At 42.6% G+C, this 13,104-nt stretch carries 9 protein-coding genes; all 9 read right to left on the bottom strand.

What is annotated here, in order from left to right; all coding sequences use genetic code 11:
* Positions 1–65: 65 nt before the first annotated feature.
* Entirely contained in the window at positions 66–959 is an 894-nt protein-coding gene (locus FNT16_RS04145) for a phosphoribulokinase (protein ID WP_143870359.1), read from the bottom strand.
* Positions 960–1,161: 202 nt separating this feature from the next.
* On the bottom strand, positions 1,162–1,524 hold the full coding sequence (locus tag FNT16_RS04150; protein ID WP_143870360.1) for a hypothetical protein: 363 nt from the start codon (positions 1,522–1,524) through the stop codon (positions 1,162–1,164).
* Complete coding sequence (locus FNT16_RS04155) at positions 1,481–2,182, bottom strand: AAA family ATPase (RefSeq protein ID WP_143870361.1); 702 nt, start codon at positions 2,180–2,182, stop codon at positions 1,481–1,483. Before FNT16_RS04155 ends, FNT16_RS04150 begins: the two co-directional genes overlap by 44 nt.
* Before the next feature lie 187 nt (positions 2,183–2,369).
* Positions 2,370–3,290 carry an alpha-E domain-containing protein gene (locus tag FNT16_RS04160; protein WP_143870362.1) on the bottom strand — a complete coding sequence of 307 codons (921 nt, stop codon included), beginning with the start codon at positions 3,288–3,290 and terminating at the stop codon, positions 2,370–2,372.
* 1 nt (position 3,291) lies between these two features.
* Positions 3,292–4,746, bottom strand: a complete 1,455-nt coding sequence (locus FNT16_RS04165) for a circularly permuted type 2 ATP-grasp protein (protein WP_143870363.1) — start codon at positions 4,744–4,746, stop codon at positions 3,292–3,294.
* A 27-nt stretch (positions 4,747–4,773) separates the two neighbouring features.
* On the bottom strand, positions 4,774–5,658 hold the full coding sequence (locus tag FNT16_RS04170; protein WP_143870364.1) for a transglutaminase family protein: 885 nt from the start codon (positions 5,656–5,658) through the stop codon (positions 4,774–4,776).
* Positions 5,655–8,177 (bottom strand): circularly permuted type 2 ATP-grasp protein, encoded by a 2,523-nt coding sequence (locus FNT16_RS04175; protein ID WP_246072354.1) that lies wholly within the window; start codon positions 8,175–8,177, stop codon positions 5,655–5,657. The genes FNT16_RS04170 and FNT16_RS04175 overlap by 4 nt, the downstream gene beginning before the upstream one ends.
* Positions 8,178–8,200: 23 nt before the next feature.
* The gene (locus FNT16_RS04180; RefSeq protein WP_143870365.1) at positions 8,201–11,572 is read right to left on the bottom strand and encodes a transglutaminase family protein; all 3,372 of its coding nucleotides are present in this window, start codon (positions 11,570–11,572) and stop codon (positions 8,201–8,203) included.
* Positions 11,573–11,726: 154 nt separating this feature from the next.
* Positions 11,727–13,100, bottom strand: a complete 1,374-nt coding sequence (locus FNT16_RS04185) for a di-heme oxidoredictase family protein (RefSeq protein ID WP_143870366.1) — start codon at positions 13,098–13,100, stop codon at positions 11,727–11,729.
* Positions 13,101–13,104 lie beyond the last annotated feature (4 nt).

Here is a 13,104-nt window from a genome sequence, read left to right on the forward strand (position 1 = left end):
TATTCTTTGATTAAGATTATGCAAAATTGAGTCAATCGGAACCGTAAAAGATTTTGCCGGACAAACTATCTTAATAGCCACTCGGTTGGGGTGATTTTTTTGCCTTTTTTCTTCATTAAATCTTCTATCATCGGGGTAATAATGAGCTCCATGGCCAGCCCCATTTTGCCTCCAGGCACAACCATAGTATTGACGCGAGACATAAAAGCGCCATCTATCATATTTAGATAATATGGGAAATCGACCCCTTTGGTACCACGAAAACGAATCACAACAAAACTCTCATCCAAACTCGGAATATCTTTTGCTGCAAATGGGTTTGACGTATCAACGGTCGGAACACGCTGAAAGTTAATATGTGTACGACTAAATTGTGGTGTGATGTAATTTATATAATCATCCATACTACGCACTATCGATGCCATTACAGCTTCATGGCTGTGACCTCTGTCGGTTGTATCTCGAATGATTTTTTGCGTCCACTCTAAGTTTACAATCGGTACCATGCCAATCAGCAAATCAACATGTTCCGCAACATTATTTTCTTCTGTAACGACACCACCATGTAAGCCCTCGTAAAATAATAAGTCTGATTCGGGCAGCTCTTGCCAAGGGGTAAAGGTACCTGGCATTTGGTTGTAAGGTACGGCTTCATCAAAAGAATGCAAATAACGTCTGATTTGTCCACTCCCTGTTTCACCATAATTTTCAAACAGCTCTTCTAACAAGGCAAAGTCATTCGCCTGTGGGCCAAAATAACTAATGTGACGCCCTTGCTCTTCAGCCTTGCGGATCTCAACTTCCATCTCGGCTCGGGTATATCGGTGAAAACTATCACCTTCAACTTCCGCAGCTTTAATATCAAAGCTGCGGAAAATATGTCGAAAAGCTTTAGTTGTCGTCGACGTTCCAGCGCCGGAAGAACCGGTAATCGCAATAATTGGATGCTTTGCTGACATGTTCAGCCACCTAAATAGGAATTAATCAAAAGAGGAAAAAAGTAACTGTGCTAATTTAACCACAGAAATTCACTCAATTGCGATACCTATTAAAATAAACTTTATAACGGCTTACCACATAACACTGATTTACCGTATTTAAAATTTTTGACTCAATCATCTACAATCGGTGTGACAGGCTAGATGGGTGTCACATGATTGATTAGCCTTCGCTAATAAACTGTTCGACGATCTGCATCTGTTGTTGTGCACTTAGCTTCGCAAATTGATATACCAATATACGCACCATTTTAGATTTACTCACCTTATTCATTTTAGAAGCATGTGCTAATTGTTCAACAACCCCCTCATTTAGTGAAAAAGTTGCATTTTTACGCGGCGCCGTTAATGCTTGCGCGTTTGCACTGTCACCTGCCTTTTCGCAACCCGGAATTATCCGGGGCGCAAAAAGCAGGCTGGGCAAACCGGCAGCATAATTTTCAGCATCATCAATAAAATCATCAACTTCAATTTTTGTTAAATTACACTGCTTTGAGTAGCTTTTTTTCAGGTCGGCCATACCCATGATCTTCTTCCTCCACTTGCAGTCGCATAACCTCGTTGACTATCGAACGTATTTCCTCTGCAGCTTTGCCTTGCGGATCCTGCTCTAATACAGACGAGCCCATTTCTTCACTGTCGTCATAAACATTCCGGCTAAAGGTCACTGTATTTAACACTTGCAGACCATAACTGCGACAAACATCTTTCGCTTCAATAATCCGGCCAGCTTGATTTGGCAATGAAGGGCACTGCGTCATCACAACGGCTTCACGCATGTTAGGGTTGACCATTTTGCAAGTTGAAATTAAATCTTCAACATGCGGGACAGTTTTCAAGTCTCGTCTTTTCGGCCGCATCGGAATCAACACATGTGTTGCGACAGACAAAGCGGAGCGAAGTGTTGTGCTATCCCGCCCACCACAATCAATCACAACATAATCGTAATTCCGTTCAAATCCCTGCAATTCATAGCGAACTTTTCCAAACAGTTGAACACAACTAATCCATTCTAATTCAGGGCTATTATGGCGGGATTGAATCCAGTCTGAGGTTGTTTTTTGCGGGTCACAATCAACCAACATGACGTTGGCATTTAATTCTTTGGCTAAATAAACAGCTATATTCTGAGCAAGACAGCTTTTACCACTGCCGCCTTTTTCTCCACCGACTAATAAAATCATAACGACTATCCTCTTGGTACAGCAATGAAGTTCCCTTCACCACCAATCAAATATATGAACAACAAACCATTTGTTGCTGTTCTGAGTATAAGAGGAGATATATAAACTATTAGATCAATTAAGCATTAAAAATGATGGTTTTATGACCAATTTATAAAAGCCGCTACTAAGCGGCTCAACCAAATAATTATTTGAGAAAGTATAACTCTGCAACTTGCGTATGGATTTTGGCCAGATCTATCTGAATTTCATCAATAAATTTATGAAGCTCGCCATTTTTTAGCTTGCGTACATTGGCTTGAGTAAGCATTTTCCCCGCCTCTTCAATAGCTGGTATGACCTGCTTTGAATTAACAATAGGTGAGATGAGGTTCTGCATTTGTTGCAAACAAAATAGCACGGCACGTGGAAAAACTTCACTGTGTAGCATAAATTCCAACACATCTTCTCGTTTCACACGTACCCCCATTTGCTGTCGATACATTTGGTAGGCACTTAACGAGCGCAACACACTAATCCACTGAATATTATCAAATGGGCGGGAAACTTCGCTTTCAATTAAGCTTGCCGAACGTACATCCAGTATTCGAGTGGTCATATCGGCACGCTCTAACAAAGAGCCAAATTGCAAAAACCGATAACCATGATCATGATTTATTGTCGCATCCAATGCGCCAAAAATGAGGTGAGCTGATTCAATAATATGCTCTAAATATTTAAATCGACCTCTTTTGGTTAGCCCTTCATTTTGGTTTTCTTTGACATACAGGTATAAAGAGTTAATCCCCTCCCATACCGCCCTTGGTATCACATCACGCACAGTACGCGCATTTTCGCGTGCCATCCACAGCGAGTTCAGGGTTGAAGATGGGTTATTACCACTCACTAATAAAAACCTTAACGCACTGCGTTCATTAAAATCTTTATGTGTTTTTAAGTACTCTTCACGATATCCAATAATGTCGATGATGGGTTCCCAGCCAGTGGATACGCCTTTAGGTAAATCCATCAGTAAAAGGTTATTGACATTAACCAGACGAGCTACATTTTCTGCACGTTCGACATAGCGTGCCATCCAATATAAGGTTTCTACCACTCGAGATAACATCTTATTCGTCCTCCCCGTCAACAATCCAAGTATCTTTACTACCACCACCTTGTGATGAATTTACCACTAACGACCCTTTAACCAACGCAACTCGAGTTAACCCGCCGGTCGTCACTTGTGTATTATCCCCCGCAGATAGGATAAATGGCCGTAAATCGACGTGTCTTCCTTCTACATGCGAATCAACCAAAGTTGGCACTGTGGATAAACTTAATGTCGGTTGTGCGATATAATTTCTTGGATCGGCTTTTATCCGTTTTATACATTCCTGCTGTTCTTTTTTTGTCGATTTAGGTCCGATTAATAATCCATAACCGCCAGATTCATTCGCCGGTTTGACAACCAGTTCGTCGATATGCTCAATAACGTACTGACGATCGGCTTTATCCATACATTTGTACGTCGGCACATTAGGCAGCTTTATTTCTTCATCCAAATAATATTTGATAATTTCCGGTACATAAGAGTAAACCACTTTATCATCGGCTACACCGGCACCGGGTGCGTTGACTAATGCAACATTGCCTTTTTTCCAAGCGCGAATTAACCCTGCGACACCTAAGGTTGATTCTGGATTAAACGCTTCCGGATCTAAAAATAAGTCATCAATCCGGCGATAAATAACGTCAACCCGTTTTAATCCGTAGATGGTTTTCATGTATACACAGTCGTCATCGTTGACAACAAGATCTCGCCCTTCAACCAGTTCGCAGCCCATTTCTTGTGCCAGATAACAATGCTCAAAATAAGCTGAGTTGTAGATCCCCGGTGTTAATACAACGACCTCTGGCGCGTCATCCGGCCTTGGCGACATTGCCGCCAGCATATCGAAGAGTTGAGACGGGTAATCATGCACTGGCAAGATATCGTTGTTTTCAAATAGTTCTGGAAATACACGTTTCATAACCGAGCGGTTTTCTATCATATAAGAAACCCCAGACGGTACACGTAAATTATCTTCCAGCACATAAATCGTGCCTTTATCGTCCCGCACTAAGTCTGAGCCACAAATATGTGCCCAAATACCTTTGGGTGGCGAGACACCCACACATTGAGGTCTAAAATTAACCGATTTCGCAAGGAGCTCAGCCGGAAAAATACCGTCTTTAATAATTTTTTGATCATGATATAAATCATTAATAAACAGGTTGAGTGCTTCGACTCTTTGTTTTAAACCTGCTTCGACAAAATCCCATTCTTTTTTGGCGATGACTCTGGGCACAATGTCAATAGGCCATGCTCTGTCGATGGTGCTGCCTTCTCCGTATACGGTAAAAGTAATGCCCATTTCTTTAATCGCCAGTTCGGCGGCGGCGCGTGCTGTTGATAATTCTTCATCATTCAAGCTTGCCAAAAAACCTGCAAGTTGTTGCGAATGACGTCTGGCTTCACCCGAAGGTTGAATCAGCTCATCATAAAATGGGCTGTTCTTGTATTTTTTCCAATCAATACTCATGACGACATTCTCCCGTTACAATTACTGTTAAAACGTTTCTTGCCTTCGCATATCAACCGCGACCGACAGTTGATGCGATCCTCCTCCAAACACGATACCTTTTAAGGGTGTGACATCGGCAAAATCACGCCCTACCGCTAAAGTAATATGTTGCTCGTTAGGTAACACATTATTGGTGGGGTCAAAATCAACCCAACCTAAATCCGGTACAAAAACCGCAAACCACGCATGGGTTGCATCTGCCCCTTCAAGTTTTTCTTCACCTTCAGGTGGAATAGTTTCTATGTATCCACTGACATAACGAGCCGCTAAACCCAAACTGCGTAAACACGCGAGCGCAAAGTGTGCAAAATCCTGACAAACGCCTTTTTTGTGTGCAAAAACTTCACTTAACGGTGTGCTTATCGTGGTAAATCCAGACTCATACTTAAAGTCATTAAAAATACGTGCCATTAAATCTTCACTGGCTGCAATAATTGAACGTCCGGGGACAAACGATTGATTTGCATAGGCTCGGATATTTTCATCAATCGGCGTAAATATAGAAGGCGTACTAAAATCAGCGGCTTGCAATAAGATTAATGAATTGGGTGTACGCAGTGCATTGACAACACTTTCCCATGGGATTTGCCAGTCAAACAAACTGGTTTGTTGGCGGTTAAAAATCTCGACTTCACTGATTGAGGTGACTTCTAAAACATCATGCTGGGTGGGAATATCAAATACCGTAACCTGATTGCCAAAATAATCAATAAACGACTCTTGATAATCTACACTCGGTGATGCGGTCAGATGACTGGATAAACAATGTTGAAAGTTGTTTTGAATAGGCGTTAAGCGAGCATGGTTTTGACACAAACTAACAGGCTCACTATAGCGATATGTCGTTGTGTGTTTAACGGTATATTTCACGATTTATCTATGCTCCCAAAAAGCGAATTAAGTGGGACAGCGGTTTTAGTATGCGAAAAATACTGCAACATCAACAAGTCAGAAAAAGCATCCAGACTGGTTTTAACCGATTTCATTAAGTCAACAAGTTCAGAACGCTTACCTGATGTTGCGCTAGCCAGTGTTTCACGCTCAGCTAAATGACAAATGGTTTGCATTTTTAACAACAACTTTTGATGTGGCGCCATTAAACCAGGTGTGCTCTTGTTCGGCAGCAACTTGCACAAGTGATTAAGCTGTTCAATTTGATACAACAATGAACGAGGATACTCAGCATCCAATATCAATAATTCAACCGAGGTTTCGGCACTTTGGTACATCCGATATCTGCGTTTATGAGTAATTAAACTGACCTGACTGGTTAAAATCGCTTCTAACATGCTTAACTGCTCTAATTCAGCCATTTGTTCGGTCATTAAATTTTCGATGATACTGACTAATTGAGTACTTCTTTCAACACGCCTTCCCATATCCAGCATAAACCAACCATTACTGTTAGACATACTGTCAGAAGTTGAACCATTAAAGGCCATCAAATAACCAATAATTCTATCCGCTGTCGCCTGCATAACTCGCGTTGAAACAGAAGCCGGTGCACGCTCAATGCGTCTAAATTCGTCACGGATATCATCAATAATACGCCAACTGTCAGAAGACAATAGCTCTCTAACTTGCAGCGCAGAGTTGGTTAATGCTTTTAAGGTACAGAGTAAACTCCCGCTAAACTGGCTATCAGCAAATAATTGCGCGGCAATCTCACGCGGAATGTAAGACTGGCTATCATTGGTATTGTTAGCGTGGATATAAGGTGGCACGATACTTTGATTAACAATCGCCTCGACCAGTTTTGTCACTATTTTTTGGTTGTTGCTGTCTGGGTAAATTGAAAATTCTGTAAACCTATCTATTAACAGACGCAACATGCGTACTGTATTTTCGCCGCGCTCTAGATAACGGCCTAACCAAAATAAGTTTTCTGCCGTTCGGCTTGGAATAACACCGTCTAATAGTGCTAAATCTGACATTTTTTTCGTCAGTTTAGGGAATTTATTGGCGTGACTTTCTGGCTTTTTACTGCGGATCCACGTGTCTTTTATCCAGCCGGATGCCAGTCGCTGTTGAGTATTTTGCGAAAAACAACATAAAGCCGAGGGCAAAACTTCAACACCATTTGCGGTAACCAAAGCAAAACAGCGAATAATGACAGGGAGTGCGGTCAGGTTATGATCATCCCAAAAAGGTGCGGTACTCAATTGTGGTTTTTGTCTAAAATAATAATCTTGTGGGTTATCTTGTAAACAATCTTGAATTTCAACCGTTTGCTGTTCACCATCTAAACAAACTTTTTTGTCGGTATAACTGAGTAGCTCATAATTTGTTGTATCAAGCTGTAAGTTTAAGTGTGCGGGTAAGCACTCAGGTGAAGTTAAAATCAGAGGTTCAGATAAAAAATACTGTGCAATGCGATTTATATTCGTTTTAACACAAGCACTTTCTAAAATACCACAACCAACCGGATTGATTACTTTGACTGTCTGATTGCGCACTGCCTGAAATAAACCGGGGATCCCATCCATTGAATAAGCATTTTGTTCTAACGAGTCTAATCCTGAATCATCAATCCAGCGCACGATAACATCAACTTTACGCAGCCCTTTAAGTGATTTCAGCCAAACTTTACCTTTGCGAACCGTCAAATCCGCACTACGTACTAAGGTACTGCCCAAATAGGCAGATAAAAAAGCATGTTCTGAATAGAATGGGTCATCCGACCCTTTAGTTAAAATAACCACTCGAGGGTCTCGTAAACTGGGTGTCAGATCATTAATACTATCTTGAATTTTATTGAAGAAATTAGCGATACGTTGCACATTGCATTCAGCAAACTCATCTCCCATCACGCGTCTAGCGATAATGCGGTTTTCTAACAATAACCCCAGCCCCTGCGGAGCTTGTAGATGATCATCAAGCACCTTAAAGTGGCCATCTTTATCACGGTAAATGTCATAAGCAGCAACAAATATTTTTTGTTCAGTCCCGGTAAAACTATAGCATTCTCGCAAATACGATGAACTGGCTTTCAACTGGCTGGCTGATAACAAGCCATTGAGTAATAATTCTTGATGGCCATACAAGTCATTGGCAATCTTATTCAACAACTCGGTTCGCTGAATGACCCCTGCTTTAATCACTTGCCAATCATTTTCAGATAGCATCAAAGGTAACGGGTCTAAACGCCAACTTGTTTGGTTTTTCATCCCAAAAGTGACGCCACTGTCTTGCAACAAACGTTTTATTTCGTTGCTTCGCAAGTGAATGTCTTTATCGGATAAATTAGCTAATCGGGCGAACAAAACATCCCAATGCTGGGTGTCACCACCACTATGATGTTCAACTTCATCGTGATGGTGTGTACCATTTAAATAGCTAGACAACCAAGCTGGCATTTCTAACATGTTATTCGTTTCACTATAGTACAAAGTTCAACCTTAAGTGTAAGTCACTATTTGAATTTTGGCTCTGTTCTCAGATCTAAAGTATTTGGATAGTCCTGATTAATATTTTCTTCTGCTGGCACGACAAAATCGGGTAATGCATGATGGATCTCAAACCTGTACTGCATTTCTCTTGGGTGCCAAACCGCGGGTTGCTTTTTATCCTGTGTATTCTGCTGTGTTTGTTGATGAACGTTCTGCGGCGCACTATGCTGAGCTTGAATAGCAGGCGTATGGCCATGATTCCAAAAACGCGCAATACGACGTCCCTCTGCTTCATATGAATTCACCGGTAAGGTTTCAAAACTGCGACCGCCTGGATGAGAAACATGATAAGTAAAACCGCCTATGGAACGGCCAGACCAAGTATCAAATAAATCAAATACTAAAGGCGCATGTACTCCAATTGTCGGGTGCAACGCATTGGGTGGCTGCCATGCCCGATAGCGAATACCGGCAACCATTTGACCTTTTTCAAGTGTTTGTCGCATCGGCACCCGCCGGCCATTACAGGTTACGATATAGCGGTCACCGACTAACCCTTTCACTTTTATCTGTACCCGCTCAAGGGACGAATCAACACTTCGGGCGGTGCCGCTGGATGTCGACTCTTCACCCAATACATGCCATGGCTCGATTGCAGTGCGTAGTTCCATTTCAACTTGATCAATTTTACGCAGTCCACAACGCGGAAATCTGAATTCAAAGAAGGGTGCAAACCAGCTTAGTTTGAAATTAAAACCTGCCTGTTGTAAATCATCGCAAATTGAAGCGATATCCTGTTCGACATATTCGGGTAATAAAAATTTATCGTGTAATTCAGTGCCCCAGCGCACTAAAGGTTTGTGATACGGCGTTTGCCAAAACCAAACGAGCAGCGTTCTTAACAACAACATTTGCATCATGCTCATGCGCTCGTGCGGCGGCATTTCAAAGCCGCGAAATTCGACTAAACCTAAACGGCCTGTTGCCGAGTCTGGCGAATATAGTTTATCAATACAAAATTCAGCTCTATGCGTGTTGCCGGTGAGATCCACTAGCAAATGCCGTAACAAGCGGTCAACCAACCAAGGCTGTACCACTTCACCAGCAGGCATTTTAGAAAATGCAATTTCCAGCTCGTATAATAATTCATCCCTTGCTTCATCCACTCTGGGCGCTTGACTGGTTGGTCCAATAAATAATCCAGAGAACAAATAAGACAATCCCGGGTGGTGCTGCCAATAGGTGATGAAACTGCGCAGCACGTCCGGACGACGCAAAAATGGACTGGCTAATGGTGTTTTCGCGCCCATGGTTACATGATTACCACCACCCGTGCCAGTGTGACGACCATCCACCATAAATTTATCTGTTCCTAGCCGACTTTGTTTCGCTAATCCATACAAAACCTGTGTGCGTTCCACTAGCTCTGGCCATGAAACCGACGGGTGAATATTCACTTCAATTACACCAGGATCGGGGGTGACTGCAAACTTTTCAATTCGGCTATCAAAAGGCGGTGTATAACCTTCAATCACAACCGGTATCTTTTGTTGAGCGGCGACATTTTCGATACTGGCTAATAAACTCAAATATTGCTCAGCACAACGTAAAGGCGGCATAAATAAATACAGTTTACCTTCGCGACATTCTAACGCGAGCGCGGTTTTCAGTAATTCTTCGCCGACATAACCTTTATTTTTTGCCTGTACAGCAGCATCAAACTGTTCGGGCAACTGAGTCGGATCTCGTTCTATTAAAGGGGCCGCTTCGCCTAAACTAGACAGAGGTAATCGATAACCAATGGGCGAATCGCCCGGTAGTAAAAAACAATACTGACGTTTAAATTGCCATACGCAAGACTGCCAAAGGTTTTGACTATCATCCCACGTGAGTGGGATCACATAACCAACCGGTTGCTCAATGCCTTTTTCCATTTTGGCTAAGAAGCCTTTACGGCTCATTGCATGCAGGAGCTCAGGTGTTTTAGGTTCGGGGTCAACTGGCAAACAACCTTCTTGCCACAGGTGATATAAGATATCTTCGTAGGCTGTCGTAATACAGCTTTTTTGTAATCCGAGCTCTAATACCAAAGCCTGACTAAACGCTGCCGTTTTATCTATATCAATTGCATAATCTTTAGTAATGTCAGCCAATAACGCGGGAGATTTCCAAATCGGCTCGCCGTCTCTTCGCCAATAACACGCATATTGCCAGCGTGGCAGGGGTTCACCTGGATACCACTTGCCTTGACCATAATGGGTAAAACTGCCCGGACTAAAGGTGGCTTGCATTTTTTTAAATAACTGATGTGCTAAACGACGCTTGTCTTCTCCTTCGGCTGCGGTGTTCCATTGCTCGCTTTCCATATCATCAATTGAAATAAAGGTCGGTTCACCGCCCATCGTTAATTCAATGCCATTTTTCTGCAATAAATTATCAACGGTTAAACCCAATTTATTAATTTCGGCCCACTGAGCTTCTGAGTAAGGTTTAGTCACCCGCGGCATTTCGTGCACACGAACCACTTTATTATAAAAATCGAAAGTGGATTCACATTTTTCAATCACACCAGATACGGGCGCAGCGGAGCCCGGTTCGGGAGTACATGCCAACGGGATATGCCCTTCCCCAGCAAATAAACCTGAGGTCGGATCTAATCCTATCCAACCGGCCCCCGGTACATACACCTCACACCATGCGTGCAAGTCAGTAAAATCTTTTTCGGGACCGCTCGGGCCATCAAGGGATTTTTCATCGGGTGCCAACTGTACTAAATACCCAGAGACAAAACGTGCGGCCATGCCAAGATGCCTGAACAGTTGAACTAAAAGCCAGGATGAATCACGACATGAACCCGACTTTTTCTGTAACGTTTCATCTATTGTTTGTACGCCCGCTTCCATTCGAATGCCATACTCAATCATTTGATAAATGATACGATTCACATTAACGATAAAATCAACGGTACTGGTATCTTTTTTGTTTTCTTGCTGACAGCGCGCTATCAGTTGTACAAAAGCCTCGGATGCAATGTCGTGTTCCAGATAAGGCGTTAAATCTTTTTTAAGCCGCTCTGGGTAACTAAAAGGGAACGTTTGTGCGTACTCTTCAACAAAAAAGTCAAATGGATTAATGACTGTCATTTCAGCCACTAAATCAACGGTGAACCAAAATTTTTCAGTTTTTTCAGGAAAAACAACACGTGCCAGATAATTCCCGAAAGGATCTTGTTGCCAGTTAATAAAATGTGTTTCAGGATAAACTTTGAGTGAATAACTTTTAATCGGTGTCCGACAATGCGGGGCGGGTCTTAAACGAAATGTATGCGGCTCCATGCGAATTGCTTTGTCGTATACATACTCAGTGTGATGCGTAATACCAATGGTAATTGTCATGCTAAATCCCCTTTATGCCAATGACTAATATTTAGGCAGGGATTTATTAAACTAGCAAGGGAAATTATTTAAATTTTAATGATTTATTGATTGATAAAGACTTAAAAGCGGAAAAAGCAATAAGGCTTTTTCCGCTGTTGGCTAATTGTTCCGCCTATAACGATTTTAAAAATGCTAAAACTGCATCTTTATCCGCTTGTGATAACGCTTGATAAGCATTTTTACTCGTTTCAGCTTCACCTCCATGCCAGAGAATAGCTTCTTCGATTGTACGCGCACGACCATCGTGTAAGTAACCTATACGATTCATATTTTGTTCTCTTTGCTGCGCATTAACGATGGATATCTGATCGTTGCCTTTTAAATCACCTAGCATCACACTTTCAGTATGTCCTAATCCCCACAAGGGCGCTGTTCGCCATTCAGCGCCTGATGCACTGCCTTCAGCTAGGTTATCGGCTAATCCGGGTCCCATATCGTGCAATAACAAATCTGTGTAGGGTCGAATTGTTTGATTACGCAACTCTGTCAATGGGTGATGTGCGCTGGTTTGCATTTCAGGTCGATGGCAAGCGGCACAATTCATCTCACCAAATAAGTCTTCACCTCGTAACGTTTGCAAATCTGTCAAATCGCGGCGTGCTGGCACCCCTAATAAACTGACATATTTAACTAGGTCATCTAATGTTTCATCTGATAACTCGGATCCCTGTTGATTACCACATGTGGTTTGCTGCGAACCACAATCAGGTGTGGGTAACACAGAAGTCATCACCCCCATATCACTATTAAAAGCAGCTGCGACTTGATGACGCACGCTGGAAGTGGCTGCTTTATAGCCAAAACGTCCCACGCGGGTGTCACTTGTGACCGGATCAATCACCAAAGAAACTTTACCCGAAATTCCGTCGCTTGATTTGCTGTCATCGGGATCTGCCCAAGCGATGATATCTTCTTCACTAACTGCTTCTAAGAGTCCCAATCCCACCAGATTAGGGGCAATGCGAGCAGAAAATTGCGCAGGCTGAATGCCGCTGAAAACATAATTAGGCTGACGTAAACCATTGGTTAATTCAGTCCAAGGCGCTAAGGTAACATTCCCCTCACTCGCCACATTGCCAATTTGATTGGGTTGCAATACGCGTCCAGCCGCTGGGTGCGGGTTACCCGCTTCATCACCAATTTTAAACACCCACTTATCTAAGGGTTCGCCAACATCAGCAACAAAAGCACGACCATTGCGCACATGACAACCTGAACAAGATTCGTGAATGTAGTGCGTGCCGACTTTACCTACCTGTTCATTCCAAATTCCATTTTCAAAACGCTCGTCATGCTCGCCTGTCTCAAAGTTAGTATGGTGGACACGACGACCTTCAACAAAAGCTTGGCCATTAACATGGCTCAGATTAGTGGCCATTTGCATAAATCGTCCAGCGGGTTCATTGGTATAGTTGTAACCTAACGTTGTATCGCCGCCCAATAACCCTTGGCTCGCAATTGGATAACCATCGTCATAGGAGTCCACTTCC

Origin of the sequence: Catenovulum sediminis, from assembly GCF_007289895.1 — a bacterium.
GTDB lineage: Bacteria > Pseudomonadota > Gammaproteobacteria > Enterobacterales > Alteromonadaceae > Catenovulum > Catenovulum sediminis.

Bases quoted from the DNA above. Each gene is read 5' to 3' on its own strand.
- FNT16_RS04145 (WP_143870359.1), bottom strand. From the start codon at position 959: ATGTCAGCAAAGCATCCAATTATTGCGATTACCGGTTCTTCCGGCGCT.
- FNT16_RS04150 (WP_143870360.1), bottom strand. From the start codon at position 1,524: ATGGGTATGGCCGACCTGAAAAAAAGCTACTCAAAGCAGTGTAATTTA.
- FNT16_RS04155 (WP_143870361.1), bottom strand. From the start codon at position 2,182: ATGATTTTATTAGTCGGTGGAGAAAAAGGCGGCAGTGGTAAAAGCTGT.
- FNT16_RS04160 (WP_143870362.1), bottom strand. From the start codon at position 3,290: ATGTTATCTCGAGTGGTAGAAACCTTATATTGGATGGCACGCTATGTC.
- FNT16_RS04165 (WP_143870363.1), bottom strand. From the start codon at position 4,746: ATGAGTATTGATTGGAAAAAATACAAGAACAGCCCATTTTATGATGAG.
- FNT16_RS04180 (WP_143870365.1), bottom strand. From the start codon at position 11,572: ATGACAATTACCATTGGTATTACGCATCACACTGAGTATGTATACGAC.